Raw genomic sequence first — 16,529 nt, forward strand, 5'->3', positions numbered from 1 at the left:
CCCCGCATTGCCCGGCCCGACCGGGCAATGCGGCCGGCTACAGCTTCAATCCCGAAAGCGCCCGCAAGCGGCTGAGCTTTTCCTCGGCATTATCGCAAGCGGCCAGGGCTCGCTCGAACTCCATGACCTTGGCGCCGACCAGGAAACGGTACCAATAGCCCTGCAGAAAATGATAGACGAGGCCTTCGCGGCCATCGAGAAATCCAAGCTGGATGAAATAGCGATGAAGGAAGTATCCCAGCGCCGAAACCGGGAATGGCAGGGGATTATAGACCGCCTCCTTCATCCGGCGCCGGAAGGCCGTCTGGCGGGACGCATTGCTCTCGGTGATGTCCCTGTCGCGGGCGAATAGTCCATATTTCTGGTTGAGAACGTCGACGGCCTCGCGCGTCGCATATTTATTGTGCTTGTCGATGAAGAAGCTCAAATCATGCAGGTTGTGATCGGCAAAGCCGCCGGCGAAATGCACCACGCGCCCGTTCTCGACCAGGATATGCTCGTCCATCCAGCGCTGCTCGATGCGGCCATGGCCGCGCCTGAACAGCCGCAGCAGGCGCAATGGATGGCGGCCGCCATGCCTGATCCAGCGGCCCATGAAAATATGCTTGCGGTCGATAGTGACGCCCGCCACATCGGCGGGCAGAAAGGGTAATTCGCTCCCAATACGCGCCGCCAGATCGGCCTCGACGATCTCGTCGGCGTCCAGCCGTAAAATCCATTCGGCGGTGATCGGCGCATTGTCCATGCCCCATTGGAATTGCCTGGCATAATTGATCCAGGGATTGGTCAGGACCTGCGCTCCCGCCGCTTGCGCCAGTTCCACCGTGCGGTCCGTCGAGCCGGAATCGATGACGAATACCTCCGTCGCGAACCCCGCTGCCGAGGCGATTGCCCGGGCGATGTGACGCTCCTCGTCCTGGGCGAGGATGAGCACCGCCAGGCCGGTCATGCCCCCGCCCCGGCCAGGCGGCGAGGCCGCAGGGGCCTGGCCGGATTGCCGGCATAGATCATCCCCGGCTCCAGATTTGTAAACGCCACCCCGCGCGCGCCCAGCACCGCGCCATTGCCGATTTCCACGCCCGGCCCCACAAAGGCCTCCGCCGCCACCCAGGCGCCCTCTCCGATCACGATGGGCTTGGCGACCAGCTGGAAATGCGCGTCGTCCACATCGTGGCTGCCGCAGCAGAGATGCGCGCCCTGCGAAACCAAAGCCCGCTCGCCGACGACGATTGCCGCCATATTGTAGCAGTTGACCCGCGGTCCCAGCGTCGCATGGGCGTGCATCGTCAGATTGGGCGGATACCAGATGCGGGCGCTGCCATAGACATTGGCGGTCGCGTGAACGCGGGCCCCGCAGGCGCGCAGCACCATGATCCGCCATGTCCGCATCGGCGCGGGCGTCCAGCGCGCCAGCACCAGCCAGGCGGTCGCCCAGGCGAGCCGCTTGAGCCGGTGCGCCAGGGTAAAGCTGGCTCCACCGAACACGGCGCCATGCCGCCCGGCCTGCAGAATATCGCGGTCGCCATTCATCGCGCTGCTTCCTCCAAATGCATCAGCAGGTCAGCGGCCGCGCGCTCCGCCGAGAAATGGGTCTCGAATGCGGTCCTGGCGGCCAGGCGCATTCCCGCGCGCTGCGCTTCAGGCAGATCGAGATATGCGGCGAGCAACGCCCGCACGCCCGCCAGACTATCGGCCCGCACCAGCCCCGCTCCGGCCCGTTCCACTATGCGCCAGATATTGACTTTATCGGTGATCAATACCGGGCAGGAACAGGACAGGGCCTCCGCCACCGCAATTGCGAAATTTTCCTGGTGGGACGGCAGGATAAAGACTTCGGCGCCGCGAAACGCCCCCCATTTGGCCGCGCCGGTCAACATGCCGGGCCAATGCACCCGCGGCGCAATACCGGCCCGTTCCGCCAGTCCCGCCAGCCTGGCCTTCAACCCGGCCTGATCGGGGCCGGCGATCACCAGATCGAGATGCGGATGCGTTCGGGCTGTTCCGGCAAACGCCTCAATCAGCAGATCGCACCCCTTTTTGGGGTGAAGCCTGCCGAGAAACAGGAGATATCGCCTCCCTGCCAGCGCCGGCAGGACGGCGCCAAACGCCGCCCGCTGCTCGGCGTCCCCAGCCGGCGGCTGGCCTGACCCGAAAGCAACGGTTTCTTCCCGATAGCCGTGCCCGACAAAGCTATGACGCGCGCGCCGCATCTCCGTTTCCGTGGTGAACAGCACCGCCCGCGCCTCGCGCAGCACCCTGCCCTGCCACAATGTCCAGAATGCCTGCTTGGCCAGATGCTTCAGCGGATAGGTCTGCCGGAACCACGGGTCCATCATGCCATGGGCAAAGACCAGATAGGGCAGGCCCGACCGGCGCAGTCCCTGCCCGCCGCCGACCGAGGCATGGTTCCACAAGCCATGCACCACGGCGACATCGAAGCGGGCGGCATGGCGCGCCACCCATTTGGCCAATGCCGGCGTATAGCCATATCGCTTCACCCACCGCCCCACCCCATGGACCTGATGCGGCCAATGGCGCAGGAACGCCGCCTCCGGCGCATCGAGCGTCACGATCTCGGTCCCATGTCCCCATTCGGCCATGAGATCGGCGGCGAGCCGCAGCCCTTCTATAGGGCCTCCGGTGCGCGGGTCTGCCGACGCGATGATGTGCAGGATCCTCATTGCAGCAGCCCGCTATAGAGCTGGAACATCCGCTCGCCATATTGATCCCAGCCGCCAAGCGCGCCGACCCGCGCCCGCGCCCGATACCCCATGGCCGCGCGCTCCGCGGGATTGTCCGCCATCCAGGCGATTGCCGCCGCGATGGCCTCGGGGCTGCGGATCGGAACCACCAGCCCCTCGGCGCCATGTGCGACATGCTCGCGCGCGCCGGTATTTTCGGACAGGATGACCGGGCAGCCACAGGCCATGGCTTCGGCCACCACCAGCCCGAACCCATCCTCGATGCTGGGCAGGACCAGAACATGGGACCGGGACATGACATGGCGCAGCCTGTCATGATCCACCCGCCCCATGACCCGGACATTACCAGCCCGCAGCCGGCGGCCCAGCCGCTGCCGCACCGCCGGCTCCATGCTGCCGATCAGCGTCAGCGTCACGGCGCGGGACGCGAGCAGGTCGAGCGCGTCGAACAGATCGAAGGCCCCCTTGCGCACCGAAAGATCGCCGACGAACAAGAGATCGAACGTCCCGGAGCCGGGCCGGCCTTCCATCCTGAACCGCGTGAGATCGACCCCATAAGGCACCACCGCCACCCGTCCCGCATCCACACCCGCTTCGACGAAACTCCGTTTCGCCAATCCCGAGGGCACTACGATCAGGTCGGCCAGCTCATATTCAGTCAGTTCGCGCTCATGGGTCGTTGGCGCATAATAGCTATTTTCCAGGCCGACGCGCTCATATTCTTCCCGGAGCAGGCGATGCTGCCAGCCGATATGCGTACAGCCGCGATCCAGCACATATCTGGCCCCGTGCCGCTGTGCCGCCGGCCCGCTCCACAGACCAAGCCCCTCTTGCGCCACGAAAATATCCGTGTCCGGCAAGCGCCGGGAGACCAAGGCATCCTGCAAGAGCGCCGAAGCGCGATGCATATGCTGCATATCGCGCGGGCCGGGCTGTATCGCAGCGGGATATCGCAGCATCATCAGCGGCCGCAGCACGGGCAAGGTCGTCACCCGGTCGCGCGGCACATTCTCTCGCTTCAGGCTGCCCCAATTGAAGCCGGAATAGATGCGGCCAAGGCTGTTCCTTTTCAGCATCTGCCGCGCCAAAGCGAACATATGGGCGCGGCCATGGGCCGATATCGTAACCTTCACGTTACGCCTCCATCGAGGCCGGCAAGCCGCGCCAATTGCCGATAGGCCGCTGCAAAGGTGCAATCCGCCACATGCGCCTCCGCCAGCAGCCGCAAATGTTCCGCCGGCTCCAGCGCCTTCGCCATGGCATGGGCCAATGAGCCCACCTCCCCCGCCCTGAACAGCAGCGCCGCCGGGCCGCCGGCCTCCTTCAAGCCTCCCCTGTCGGAGACCACCACCCGGCACCCCGCCGCCAGTCCCTCCACCGCGACCTTGCCGAACGGCTCCTCATAGCGCGACGGCACCACCAGCACTTTGTGCCGATTCAGCAGAGCATTGCATTCCGCCTGCGATTTGGCGCCGGCAAAGCTGATCCGCGCCTGCAATCCCAGCTTGCCGGCCAGGCACTCGTATCCCGCCTGGCCCGAGCCGCGCCCCACAATGGTCAGCCGGGAATGCGGGAAGCGCTGCATGGCCTCGATCAGCGTCTGGATGCCTTTCTCTGGCTCCAGCCGGCCGACAAAGATGAAATCCGCCGCCCTGCTGCTCCATGCGATCTCCCGCCGAAACACCTGTTCGTCATAGCCGGGAAAGATCACCGCCGCGCAGCCCGGTATCTTGCCGCGGACGAATTCGCTATTGGCGATCCTGAATCCTGCCGCCTCGATCCGCCGCAACAGCCAGCCGGACAATATTCCGCCACCGCCCCGGACATGGCTGGCATACCAGATCGTGAACGGCTTTCTCGTCACCAGGACCGGCCAGTTGAGACGCACCGATGGATGCCGGGCGATGACCCGGTCCGCCCAGCGGAACAGCGATAGCAGGCGCAACGGATTTGGGCCTCGCACCATCGCCACGCCGTCGTTGCGCTCCACCGCGCTCGCCGTCTGGGTGATCACGATCACCTCGTGCCCATCGGCGGCGGCGCGCCGCGCAATGTTCTCGGCCGTCACCTCCAATCCGCCGATGGCGGGCCAATAGGCATGGCTGGAGATCAGCACTTTCATGGCCAGCCTCCGGCCGCCCGGGGCATCAGGGCGCCGCGCCGATGAGCGGCGATCAGTTCGGCGCCGGCGGCGGCCAGCCGCCCCAGGGTCAGCGACAAAGTCAGGGTCAGCGCCCCGGCAATGGTGCCGATATCGACGACGAGGGCAATCAGCACGCAAGTACCCAGCCCCACCGGGATTTGCAGCCAGCTATAGCCGGTCCAGCCTCGATGAGCGACCAGGCGCCACGCCGTCAGCGAACCGCGATTGGCCAGCGCCACCGCCGCCGCCACCAGAATTTCGAAGTCCAGGCCGGCATAATTCGGCCCGACCAGCGCCAGCAAAATCCATGGCGCCAGATAGGCCACGCCCAGCAGCAGCAATGCCGGCGCCATGGTGAGCATGACCAGGGCCCAGTATTTTCTCAGCAGGTTCCGGGTCGCCTGCGCGAAAATCGGTACGCAAAAGGCATAGGTGAAAGCATCGACGGGCAACAGCAATTGCTGGATACGGCCGATCGCCCCCAACCCGGCCACATCGCTGACGCCGGCGAACAGCGACAGCGCGACGATAACGATCTGCGCCTGGAACACATGATAGAGATCGACGGGCAATTGCTGGCGAACCGCAAGCCGGACCTCGCGCCGATCCTCCTCGCGCCATCCCCGCTCCCGCCCGATGATCTGGCGCGACCAATTGACCATTGGCCCCACCTTGAGCAGCGCCACCAGCACGCTGAGGCCCACTGCCCAGTAAATGTCCAGCATTCCCAAGGCGTGGAGCGCCAATACCGCCAGAATTCTCAGCGCCGCCAAGCCGATTTCGACCGCTTGGACCCGGCTCGTCCGCCGGGCAAAATAGAGCACTTGTTCAGCAAGGCGGCCATGCAGGTCGGCCCACCAGAACATCAGCAGGAAAACGCAGAGGCAAATGGCCGTCTCCAGCGCCGCGCCATTATGCAGGAGCAGCGCGAACGCCGCGCCGAGCACCGGGGGCAGCATGATCGGTGCCAGCCGGCGGCGCATGCGCATGACCGCTTCCTGCGCCTCGGCGGCGCGATCCATAGCGGGCCAGGTCCGGCCCAATATGGCGGTAAAGCTCAACTGCGCGCCGCCACTGGTCAGGATAATGATCGCGCCCATGAGCGTGGTGACGATCGTGTAGAGCCCGTAATCGGCAATCGAGGTCCAATGGGCGATCATCAGCCCCGCCAGGGCGGTGAGGCCCTGGGCAATGGTGCTGGCGACGAGAAAGGTGCTGGCCCGCCGGATCGGCAATCGCTGAAGATAGCGCAGCGGGGCCAGGTCGCGGGTCATGGCGATCCCGCCCTGCCCATGCGCGGCCCGGTTGGCCGGGAAAATGCAGCCGGCGCCTCCCGCGCCATGTCCGGCAAGCTTTGCCGCGCCAGCGCCAGAGTGAGGCCGCCGGCCAGCCAGGGCAAGGTCGCCATGCCATTATTGCCGGTCACTTGCGCGATCAGGATGAGGGGAGCGGCAAAGCCCGCCATGACCATGGCCGCGCTGTTCCCCGCCAGCGCCCCATTGGCCGCTTTCAGCAATATTGCCGCGACGATCAGCATGCGCAGGCCGATAAAGGTCACCCCGAAGACCGGGCCCAGTTCGAGCACCATGCGCGGCCATTCCCCTTCCGCCAGGAGGAACATCCGCTCGCCTGCCGCCAGGAACGAGCCGGCATTGGAGCCGGTGCCGATGCCGAGACCCCACATATCGGCCCGCTCGAATTGCGCCGTCACCCCCGTCAGGATGGTCCAGATCCGCTCGAAGACGGAGCCTTCGCTGCTGCCGGCCATGGTCTGGCGCTGCGCCATGGTTTCATAGGCATCGGGAAACACCGCGACGAAGACCACGAAGAAGGCGGCGATCAGTCCGAACAGCGCTATTATCCCGCCGAAGCGCCCGGTTCTCTGCCCCACGATGAGCGAGCCGATCATGGCGAAAACCACGATGATGGCGGCCGATACGAAATATGACCGGGCGCCGCTCAGCGCCCCCATGACCAGCACCGCCATCCCGCCCGCCACAAGTAATATCCGGGGCGCCTGGATGAAATTGCGCCCCAGCGCCGTCAGCAGCAGCGTGGCCAGCGCAAAGCTCGCGAAAGTGGCCTGCGCCTGCGCGAAGGTGAATGGGCCATAGGGGCGCACGACGCCGGAAACCACCGTGAAGCGGCCCTCAAGATCGTCGCCCAGCCCCTTGTTGATCGGCGCATCCACCGGCGAATGAAACTGCACCATGACCAGAATGCCCACCGGCACCGCCAGCCAGAGGCAAAGCCGCAGCAGCCGCGCGATGTCTTCCGGGTTGAAGGTTTCCGGAATGATGAACAGCAGCGGCACGAATAACAGGTAGAAGCGCATCCCGATCAAGCTGACCAGCACATTCACGCCCGTGCTCAATTGCAACAATGCCAGGAGCAGCAAGGCCAGCGCGGCGATGCAATACCAGAATGACAGCACCGAGAATTTCACCCCCCGATAGCCGACATAATGGATGATCGCGGCGATCATCAGCGGATCGCGCAGGAACAGCAGCGGCTGCTCGAACGAGCCGAAGGCCCATTTGCGCAAGACGCCCTCCAGCAGCACGAGAACGAATATCCACTGCACCAGCCTGACGATGATCCGGCGCGCCCGCTCGTCCGGCGGCGGGGCGATGGCGGTGTCGGCGCTATTTTGCTCCATAGCTGCCAATTCCGCCTCCGGCCGATTGCCGCCGATCTTCACAAAGCAGTCCAAGCTGCCGCTCGAAGCCATTCAGAATGGCTGCTTTTCCCCAGCGCTCCTGTGCCCTGTTTCGCGCCGCCGCTCCCAGTTTCTCGCAGAGTTCCGCATCGTCCAGCAGGCGGCTGATACCGGCAACAAAACCGTCAATGTCGCCCGGCATGGTGCAAAGACCGCAATGCTCCATTTCGGTGGCGAGCCCCGTTCCCGGCGCCGCCGTCGCGATGACCGGCCGTCCCGATGCCAGCATATTGGCCAGCTTGGACGGCAGCATCAGGTCCGCCGCGCCGGCGATTTGCGGCAAGAGATGGATGCTCGCCAATCCGAGAAGGGCGCCCAATCGCTCTTTGGGCTGCAGATCGCGGAACTGGATATTGGTCAGGCCCGCCGCCCGCGCTTCGAGATTGGCCCGGTTCGGTCCCTCCCCGCAAACCACGAAAGTCAGGTCCGTCCGCTCTCTCAACCGGCGGGCCACCTCCACGATGATCTCGGTACCCTGCTTATTGGCGATATTGCCCGAATAAAGCGCGACATGGGGCGTGGTGATGCCCCATTCCGCCCGATAGTCCGACCCGTCCGGTCCCGGCTGCACCGCGTCGAGATCGGCCCAATTGCGGAACTCGACGATCCGGTCCGCGCATACGCCTTTTTCCGCCAGCCTGCGGCCCATGAAGGGAGAAATCGTGCTGACGATATCGAACCTGTTCAGCACCGCCCGCTCGAAAAACCGCGCCAGCCGCGCGCCCGGCCCGCCATCCCTGAGCAGACCAGTGGCGAAGGCGGCTTCGGTTTCGAAATCCTGAATATGGAGCCAGCTTTTCGCGCCGCACGGGCCAGCGGCCAGGCGCGCGACCGGCGCGGCGATCAGCGAGGGTGCCACGCTCATGACCACATCCGGCCGCCAGAACCAGGCCCGCATCAGCATGGGGAACAAGGCCGCCAGCCCGAAACTGCAATGATGCAGCAGCCGCCTGCCCCCGGATGGCCCGGCCGGGATGTAATGAGGCACGCGGGTGACATCGACGCCGTTCTCGGAACCGCGCGCATAGGTGAAGGCACTATGGCCCGCCATGATCTTCCAGCCCGGATAATAGGGACACGCCGCCACCACCTGCACCTCATGGCCATTGCCGGCCAGCGCCTCGGCCATGCCGGTGGTATAGACGGCGATGCCGATCGGTTCGGGCGCGTAATTGAGGCCCAGGATCAGCAGCTTCACGCCGCTCTGTCCTGCGCAACATGCTGCACGAACCAGGCATAGACATCGCGAATGCCCTCCTCCAATCCGATGCGCGGCCTCCAGCCCATGCCCCTGAGCGTGTCGGCGCTCATCAGTTTGCCCGGCGCGCCGTCCGGCTTGCTCAGGTCGTGCACGATGTCGCCGCCGAACCCGACCACGTCGCCGACCAGCCGCGCCAGATCGAGGATCGGGATGTCCCGGCCCGACCCCACATTGACCGGCTCCGCGCCCGAATAGGTCTTGAGCAGGAACACCAGCGCGTCGGCGCAATCGTCGGCATGCAGGAATTCACGGCGCGGGGTGCCGGTCCCCCATATGGTCAGGCTGGATTCCCCGTTCATCCTGGCCTCATGGGCCTTGCGGATCAGCGCCGGCAGCACATGGCTCGACGCCAGATCGAAATTGTCACCCCGCCCATAGAGATTGGCCGGCATGGCGGAAATATAGTCCCGCCCATGCTGCCGGCGATATGCCTCGGCCAGCTTGATGCCGGCGATCTTGGCCAGGGCGTACCATTCATTGGTCGGCTCCAGCGGCCCGGTCAGCAGCGCGGTTTCGTCAATCGGCTGCGATGCGGATTTTGGATAGATGCAGCTCGAGCCCAGGAACAGCAGCCGCTCCACGTCATGGCGATGCGCCGCCTCGATGACATTGGCCTCGATGATCAGATTGTCATAGAGAAAATCCGCCGGGTATCTCTCATTGGCCCATATCCCGCCGACCCGGGCCGCCGCCATGATGATGGCGTCGGGCCTGGCATGATCCACGAAAGCCTCGACCTCCGCCTGCCGCTTCAGGTCGACCACCTCGCGGCCGGCGCTGATGATCGCGCAATCCTCCGAGGCCAGCCGGCGCACCAATGCGCTGCCGACCATGCCGCGATGGCCGGCGACCCAGACGCGCTTGCCCGCTAGATCGTACATTCCGCCTCCTCCACCATGCTGTCATTCGCCATGATGCGCAGGTCCTCGCGCACCATTTCGGCGGCCAGTTCGCGAACACCGGTCTTGTGGCTCCAGCCCAGTTTCTGCCGCGCCTTGCTCGGGTCGCCCAGCAGCATATCCACCTCGGTCGGCCGGAAATAGCGCGGGTCCACCGCGACCAGGCAGCGTCCCGTCGCCGCGTCGTGGCCCTGCTCCTCCAGGCCGCTGCCACGCCATTCAATGGCCATGCCGATATCGGCGAAGGCCCATTGCACGAAGTCGCGCACCGCGCTCGTCACGCCGGTGGCCAGCACGTAATCGCCGGGCTCGTCCTGTTGCAGCATGCGCCACATGCCCTCGACATATTCGCGCGCATGGCCCCAGTCGCGCCTGGCGTCGAGATTGCCCAGATAGAGCTTGTCCTGCCGGCCCAGATGGATCGCCGCCACCGCCCGGGTGATCTTGCGGGTAACGAAAGTTTCGCCGCGCACCGGGCTTTCATGGTTGAACAGGATGGCGTTGGAGCCGTGCATGCCATGGGCTTCGCGGTAATTCACCACGATCCAATAGGCGTATAGCTTGGCTACCCCATAAGGCGAGCGCGGATAGAACGGCGTGGTCTCGCTTTGCGGCACTTCCTGCGCCAGCCCGAAAAGCTCCGAGGTCGAGGCCTGGCAGAACCGCACCCGCTCGGTCATGCCGAGAATGCGGATGGCCTCCAGCAGGCGCAAGGTGCCGATGCCATCGGCATTGGCGGTATATTCGGGCGTCTCGAAGCTGACCCGCACATGGCTTTGCGCCGCCAGGTTATAGATTTCGTCCGGCTGGGTTTCCTGCATGATGCGGACCAGATTGGTCGCGTCGGTAAGGTCGCCATAATGCAGGATGAGCCGCGGATTTTGCCGGAGATGCTCGATACGGCCGGTATTGACCGATGACGACCGCCGCTTGATGCCGTGGACGACATATCCCTTGTCCAGCAAAAGCTGCGCCAGATAGGCGCCATCCTGCCCGGTAATACCGGTGATAAGGGCGGTCCTTGGCCTATTCATGCCTGCTCCAAGCCATATGACGGGCAATGACAAGAGTAATGGAGAGCGAACACTATTTTTGGCCGGCCCGGCAATAGATAAATTCCGCCTCTGCCGCCCGGGGGCGCCGAAGACTGTCAAAACCCGCACCTGGTGGCGAGAAAAACCTGCCGTCTCTTGCATCCGCCTCGGAAACCGGCAAGTCTGGAGCGGATCGAGCGATAAAAACTTTCCGCCCCGGCGGAAATTTTTCAGGCCGCTGTCATTTTAAGGTCCGACATGGATGCCGAGATCGACCTTCGGGCGGTTTTCAGTTTTCTCCGGCGCCAGTTCTGGCTGGTGCTGGCGATCTTTCTGGCAATTATCGGCCTGGCTGGCCTATACCTGCTCACCCTGACTCCGATCTACACCGCCACCACCCTGGTCATGGTCGATCCCAGCAGCAGGAACCTGCTTCTCGACCAGCCGCAGACCGGCGCCAGTTCGGCTATCGACGCCCGTGTCGAAGGCGAGGTGCTGCTGGCCAAGTCGGACAATGTATTGCTGGCGGTCATCGATCGCGAAAATCTCGGCGCCAACAGCGAGTTTCAGGCTGGCCCGGGCTTTGCCGACCGCCTGCTGTCATTCCTTGGTTTGCGCGCGCCGCTATCCTCGACCCCCGACGATGCCCTGCGGCAAATCCTGGCCAAGCTGGATTCCAGAATCAGCGTACAGCGGCATCGCGCCACCTTCCTCATCTCGATTTCCGCGAGTTCGGAGGACCCCGACCTGGCGGCCAGATTGGCCAATGCCATGGCCAGCGCCTATATCGGCAGTCAATTGAGCGCCAAGGTGCAGGGCGCATTGGCGGCCCGCGACGTGGTGATACGGCAATTGGATGCGGCGCGCCAAAGCCTGATGGAGAATGACGGCTTTTCCCAGCGCCCGGTCGAGGAGGCACCCGAAACGCCGACCGAACTCTACGACATGCGGCAGCGCGGCGATCTGGCGCGTCGGCAATATGAACAATTGCTGGCCCTGTCCCAGCAATTGCAGGCGGAAGCCAGTCTTCAACTGGCCGATAGCCGGGTGGTTTCGGCGGCGCTGCGTCCCGATCTGCCGAGCTTCCCCAATGCCCGCAACATGCTGGCCCTGGCCGCCCTGATCGGCCTCGTGCTCGGCATTTTCCTGGCCTTCCTTTACGAGCATTTCATCGGCGGCGTCACCTCGGACGATCAATTGGCCGCCATTGCCAGGACCCGGTCGGCCCTGGTCGTGCCGCGCGTCAAGCTCCTGCCCGATCAGCACAGCGTCGCCGAAGCGCTTATTGCCGCGCCCTTATCCGCCTATGCCGAGGCAGTGCGGCGGGTTCGGACCAGCATCGACCACAGCCTGGCCATGGCCTCGAAATCCGAACCGGACCGGGCCCCGATCATCATGGTGACCTCGGCGGCGTTCGCGGAGGGCAGAACCACCCTGGCGCTGTCCATTGCCCGCTCCTATGCGCTGGCCGGGCGCGCGGCCCTGCTGATCGATTGCGATTTCCGGCGTCCCTCCATCCATCGTCAACTCGGCGTCGGCGCCTCCGACGGTCTGTTCAATGCGCTCAGATCCGGCGAAATGCTGGACAATTTCCGCACCGCCGCCACCGAGGACAAGCAGACCGGCCTGCTGACGCTGATCGGCTCGCAGTCCAGCGACGTCGCCACCGACCAATTGGTCACCAGCCGCAATTTCGAGCGGCTGCTGGCCGCCGCCGCCTCGGCCTTCGAGATCGTCGTCCTCGATACCCCGCCGCTGGGCCACGTGGTCGATGGCAGCTATATCGCGCGCCAGGCCGATGCGGTGGTCATGGTGGTGCAATGGGCCACTACCCCGCAACAGGACGTGCGCAAGGCCCTGTTGTCGCTGGAGCCCGCATTGCGCGGCAGCGTGCCGCTCATCCCGGTTCTCAACCAGCAAAAGCTGTGACGGCCCCGCGACCTGCCGCCTTGCCGCTCAACTGCCGGTGCCGGTGGAAAGCTCCCGCCACAGGGTCAGCGCCAGGATTCTGCAATCCAGACATAGGCTCCAGTTCTGGATATAGGCCAGATCGTGATGGATCCGCGCCAGCGCCAGCTGCGGCTCGGTCGTCGGGCCGCGCAGGCCGTTGACCTGTGCCCAGCCGGTGAGCCCCGGCCTGACCCGGTGCCGATCATCGTAATAGGGCGCCAAATCCCTATAGGGCATGCCCGCCGCCAGCATACCGGGCACATGGGGGCGCGGCCCGATCAGCGACATGTCCCCGAACAGCACATTGATCAATTGCGGCATCTCATCCAGGCTGGTCCGGCGCATGAACCGCCCGAGCCGGGTGATGCGCGGATCGCCGCCGACCGCCTGCCGGAGCCCGGACTGGTCGCCCAGCTCGGTCCGCATCGAGCGGAATTTATAGACGCCGAACAGCTTGCCATCGAGGCCCTCCCGCTGCTGGCGGAAGAATACCGGCCCCGGACTGGTGCGCTTGATCAGGATCGCCAGAACGAGAAAAAGCGGCGAAAGCAGTATTAGGCCGGCCAGCGCCAGCACGACATCGATCGTCCTCTTGGAAATGGAATTCCTGCGCCAGCGGACGCCCGGCGCCGCCATGTCCGACAATCGGAGCGGCAGCCCGCTCTGGCTTAGATGAAGCTCGTGCTGCTGGCGGCCGGCAAAAACAGATGGGTCACGCGCCGCAGCCGTGACAGGCCATGCTTGGTCGTACAGTGTCATCGTTCCTGCCCATCGGAATTATAACTGCAGATCGATCCCAGCGCTTGCGGCAATGGCGGCCGCATCATGGTTAACTACGGGTTAATACATACAACCGCCCGGAACGGTCTTTGTCAAAGCTCCCGCCCCTCCTCGTCATCCAGCCCCAGCTCCCTTGCCGCGATATTCATGCCCCAGCGCAGCAGGTCGCGCGCGATATCCATGGAACTGCCCTCCACATAACAGCGCAGTTCGGGGGCATTCCCCGAGGCCCGGAAATGCACCATGTCCCCCGCTCCGGTGCGGAATTGCAGCCCGTCGATCTGCACCAGCTCCGCAATGCCATGCGGCTCGAACAGGGCTGCCGCATAGTCGGGATCGTCCGCCAGCCGGCCGAGAAACCGCCGGCTGCGCGCCTCCGGCACGTTTCGCAGGCGATCGGCCAGCGCCGCCTGCAATGGCAATTGCGCCACCACGTCCTCGATCCGCCGTCCCGGGCCGGTGGCGCCCAGCATGCACAATATAGGGAGCACGGCATCGCGGGTGGCCAGTTCGGGCAGGTGCCTGCCGGCTACACTGACATGCCTGCCCACGAAAGTGCCGCCATTGGCCTCGAACCCGATCACCGCGCCCGGCGCCTCCGCCATCGCCGCCATCACATAGGGCGATCCCACCCTGGTCCGCACCACGCGGGCAAAGGCCCCGATCCGCTCGATGCCGGAATTGGCGGTCACCGGCGTCACCACGCTCTCGGCTCCCAGATATCGCGCCGTGACCAGGCCGAGAACGTCGCCGCGCACGAATTGTCCCCTGCCGTCCATCAGCAGCGGCCTGTCGCCATCCGCATCCGCCGAGACGATGGCGTCGAGTCCATATTGCTCCAGCCAGCCCGGCAGCGGCGCAAACACCTCGTCGCCCAACGCCTCGCTATCCACCGCCACGAAATTATCGGCCCGCCCCAGCCCGATCGTCTCCGCCCCGAATTGCCTCAGCACCTGCCCCAGCACGTCCCGGACCACACTGGAATGCTCGAATATCCCGATCCGCCACCCCTTCAGCTGCCTGGCCGGCAGCAGGTCCGCAAAGCGCGCGATATAGCGCTGCTGGGCGAGCGCCCCTTCCTGGGCCATCGACACGGTCAGGTCCGGCACCGGCTCAGGGCCGAGCGCTGCCAGGATTCCCGCCTCATCCGCCTTGCCGACTTCCCCGCCGGGCAGGTAGAATTTGAGCCCGTTCCGTTCCGCCGGGACATGGCTGCCGGTGACCATCACCGCGGCGCTGCCGGCAGCCATGGCGTGCAGCGCCAGCGCCGGCACCGCCAGCATTCCGCAATCCACCGGCTCCAGCCCCGCCGCCGCTATGGCCATGGCGCAATCGGCGGCAATGGCGGGGCTCGACGGCCTGAAATCCCGGCCGATGAATATCCTGCCGCTGCCGGCCATGCCCTGTCGGCACAGATGCGTGATAAAGGCCCGCATATAGCGCCGCGCCGCCTGTCCCTCCAGCTCCGCCGCCAGCCCGCGCAGGCCGCTGGTGCCGAATTTCAGGCTGCTCACGTCTCGCCTATTGACTATAGAGCTGCGTGAAGAAGGCCGCGCCGCCCTCCGCCTCGGCATCGTCTTCGCCCGGTATTTTCGGATCGGTCAGGAACAGGCCGGTAAACGACATGTCGTCGCGCGAAAACCGCGATGGGATCGGCGGCGGTGCCGGCTCCCTGCTGGCGCTACCCGCCCCCTGCCCGGCCATCTGCTGCACCGAGAACCCGGCGGCGGGGCCGCCTTCATGCTTGGCCGTCAACACCTGATAGACCTGCTTGATGGTGCGGGCCGTACCGCCGGCATCGTAGAATATCGCTCTATTGGCCTGGGCCTGGCGCGGAAACAGGTTGACCGCGACCTGGTCGGGATTTTGCAGCCCGGCGCGAAACATCTTTTCCGCGCCCTGGGCGCCAAGAAAGTGGGCGATATACAATTCCCCCGGACTCGGCATGCGCCCGAAGGCCGAAAACAGATATTCGCCATTGGACCGCGTGAACGCCGCCGCCAGGTCGGCGGCGATCTGCGGGTCTTCCCGCAGCTTGAGGATGGCGGCGCGCCGCGCCGGGTCGCGCACCACGTAATCGCCGCCCGCATTCACCTCGATCTGGTCGGCATGGGCCTTGTAGCCGAGGCGCGGCCCATCCTGCTTCATCACCTGCAACCAGGTGCCCTCCAGAAACTGGAACAGCCCCACCGCCGAGGAGGTGCCCGCCCGCGCCTGCGGATCGAGGCTGCTTTCCCGCATGGCGGTTTGCAGCAGATAGCCGAAATCCACCCCGCTGCGCGTGCCCGCCGCCGTCAGCGCGCTTGCGAGATTTTGCGGGATTTTAATCGGCTGCACACCCATGGGCGGGCTTTCACGAGGGAATCGGGAACCGGTACAATATCACGCCGGGACGCTAACAATGCGTTAACCAAGCTTAAGGCCTGGTTACCCGGCGCTCCAGCGCGTCGCCACCTCGGCAAGCGCGGGCCGTGGCCGGTCCTCCACGCTGGCGCTGGGCGTGCCGATATGCACGAAGCCCACGAATTGCTCCCCTTCGCCGGCGCCCAGCATCCGCGCCGCCTCGGCGTCGAAAGTGAACCAGCGCGTCACCCAGGAGGCGGCATAGCCCAGCGCATAGGCGGCATGGACGAGGTTGAATGCCACATTGCCGGCCGACAGCACCTGCTCCAGCTCCGGCACTTTCGGATGTTCCCTGGGCGCGGAGATCACCCCGATGGTCACCGGAGCCGGCAGGAAACGCCGGCGTTCCATCTCCAGCCCGGCCTCATCCAGCCCCGGATTGCGCGCCGCGGCGATGGCCGCCAGCTTCTCGCCCGCCTCAGCCCGGGCCGCGCCGTCGATGATCACCAGCCGCCAGGGCGTGAGCTTGCCATGGTCGGGCACCCGCGTGCCGATCGCCAGGATGGTTTCCAGCTCGGCCTCGGACGGACCCGGCTCCTGCAAGAAGGCCAGTCCCACCGAGCGGCGGGTCAATAGATAATCGCGCAGAACCGGATTGGCGGGCATGAAAATCTCCTTGTTTGTCCGATAGATATCCG

General features: G+C 65.2%; 15 protein-coding genes. 1 reads left to right on the forward strand and 14 read right to left on the reverse strand.

Annotated features, from left to right (window positions below):
* Positions 1-37 precede the first annotated feature (37 nt).
* The 10 genes from O9Z70_RS08640 to gmd are packed head-to-tail and all read right to left on the reverse strand — an operon-like array spanning position 38 to position 10,758.
* Complete coding sequence (locus tag O9Z70_RS08640) at positions 38-949, reverse strand: glycosyltransferase family 2 protein (protein ID WP_286018416.1); 912 nt, start codon at positions 947-949, stop codon at positions 38-40.
* The gene (locus O9Z70_RS08645) at positions 946-1,530 is read right to left on the reverse strand and encodes an LbetaH domain-containing protein (protein ID WP_286018417.1); all 585 of its coding nucleotides are present in this window, start codon (positions 1,528-1,530) and stop codon (positions 946-948) included. Before O9Z70_RS08645 ends, O9Z70_RS08640 begins: the two co-directional genes overlap by 4 nt.
* On the reverse strand, positions 1,527-2,681 hold the full coding sequence (locus O9Z70_RS08650) for a glycosyltransferase (protein ID WP_286018418.1): 1,155 nt from the start codon (positions 2,679-2,681) through the stop codon (positions 1,527-1,529). Before O9Z70_RS08650 ends, O9Z70_RS08645 begins: the two co-directional genes overlap by 4 nt.
* Entirely contained in the window at positions 2,678-3,835 is a 1,158-nt protein-coding gene (locus O9Z70_RS08655; RefSeq protein WP_286018419.1) for a glycosyltransferase family 4 protein, read from the reverse strand. The genes O9Z70_RS08650 and O9Z70_RS08655 overlap by 4 nt, the downstream gene beginning before the upstream one ends.
* Complete coding sequence (locus O9Z70_RS08660; protein WP_286018420.1) at positions 3,832-4,824, reverse strand: glycosyltransferase family 4 protein; 993 nt, start codon at positions 4,822-4,824, stop codon at positions 3,832-3,834. The genes O9Z70_RS08655 and O9Z70_RS08660 overlap by 4 nt, the downstream gene beginning before the upstream one ends.
* Positions 4,821-6,119 carry a hypothetical protein gene (locus tag O9Z70_RS08665; RefSeq protein ID WP_286018421.1) on the reverse strand — a complete coding sequence of 433 codons (1,299 nt, stop codon included), beginning with the start codon at positions 6,117-6,119 and terminating at the stop codon, positions 4,821-4,823. The genes O9Z70_RS08660 and O9Z70_RS08665 overlap by 4 nt, the downstream gene beginning before the upstream one ends.
* The gene (locus O9Z70_RS08670) at positions 6,116-7,504 is read right to left on the reverse strand and encodes a hypothetical protein (RefSeq protein ID WP_286018422.1); all 1,389 of its coding nucleotides are present in this window, start codon (positions 7,502-7,504) and stop codon (positions 6,116-6,118) included. Before O9Z70_RS08670 ends, O9Z70_RS08665 begins: the two co-directional genes overlap by 4 nt.
* Entirely contained in the window at positions 7,491-8,762 is a 1,272-nt protein-coding gene (locus tag O9Z70_RS08675; RefSeq protein ID WP_286018423.1) for a WcaI family glycosyltransferase, read from the reverse strand. Before O9Z70_RS08675 ends, O9Z70_RS08670 begins: the two co-directional genes overlap by 14 nt.
* A complete protein-coding gene (fcl, locus tag O9Z70_RS08680; RefSeq protein ID WP_286018424.1) occupies positions 8,759-9,706 on the reverse strand; it encodes a GDP-L-fucose synthase in 948 nt (315 codons plus the stop codon). The genes O9Z70_RS08675 and fcl overlap by 4 nt, the downstream gene beginning before the upstream one ends.
* Positions 9,694-10,758, reverse strand: a complete 1,065-nt coding sequence (gene gmd / locus O9Z70_RS08685) for a GDP-mannose 4,6-dehydratase (protein WP_286018425.1) — start codon at positions 10,756-10,758, stop codon at positions 9,694-9,696. Before gmd ends, fcl begins: the two co-directional genes overlap by 13 nt.
* A gap of 258 nt (positions 10,759-11,016) precedes the next feature.
* On the opposite strand from gmd, the gene O9Z70_RS08690 reads away from it, so the two are divergent.
* Positions 11,017-12,687: a polysaccharide biosynthesis tyrosine autokinase gene (locus O9Z70_RS08690; protein WP_286018426.1), complete on the forward strand. Its 1,671-nt coding sequence runs from the start codon at positions 11,017-11,019 to the stop codon at positions 12,685-12,687.
* A 27-nt stretch (positions 12,688-12,714) separates the two neighbouring features.
* Here O9Z70_RS08690 and O9Z70_RS08695 read toward each other — a convergent pair whose 3' ends face one another.
* The 4 genes from O9Z70_RS08695 to O9Z70_RS08710 all read right to left on the reverse strand — a co-directional run bounded on the left by O9Z70_RS08695 (position 12,715) and on the right by O9Z70_RS08710 (position 16,497).
* The gene (locus O9Z70_RS08695) at positions 12,715-13,467 is read right to left on the reverse strand and encodes a sugar transferase (RefSeq protein WP_286018427.1); all 753 of its coding nucleotides are present in this window, start codon (positions 13,465-13,467) and stop codon (positions 12,715-12,717) included.
* Positions 13,468-13,580: 113 nt separating this feature from the next.
* Positions 13,581-15,002 carry a phosphohexomutase domain-containing protein gene (locus O9Z70_RS08700; RefSeq protein ID WP_286018428.1) on the reverse strand — a complete coding sequence of 474 codons (1,422 nt, stop codon included), beginning with the start codon at positions 15,000-15,002 and terminating at the stop codon, positions 13,581-13,583.
* A 7-nt stretch (positions 15,003-15,009) separates the two neighbouring features.
* Positions 15,010-15,831 (reverse strand): lysozyme family protein, encoded by an 822-nt coding sequence (locus O9Z70_RS08705; RefSeq protein WP_286018429.1) that lies wholly within the window; start codon positions 15,829-15,831, stop codon positions 15,010-15,012.
* 84 nt (positions 15,832-15,915) lie between these two features.
* Complete coding sequence (locus O9Z70_RS08710; protein ID WP_286018430.1) at positions 15,916-16,497, reverse strand: nitroreductase family protein; 582 nt, start codon at positions 16,495-16,497, stop codon at positions 15,916-15,918.
* Positions 16,498-16,529 lie beyond the last annotated feature (32 nt).

Origin of the sequence: Devosia sp. YIM 151766 (assembly GCF_030285925.1) — a bacterium.
In the GTDB taxonomy this organism is placed as follows: Bacteria; Pseudomonadota; Alphaproteobacteria; order Rhizobiales; family Devosiaceae; genus Devosia.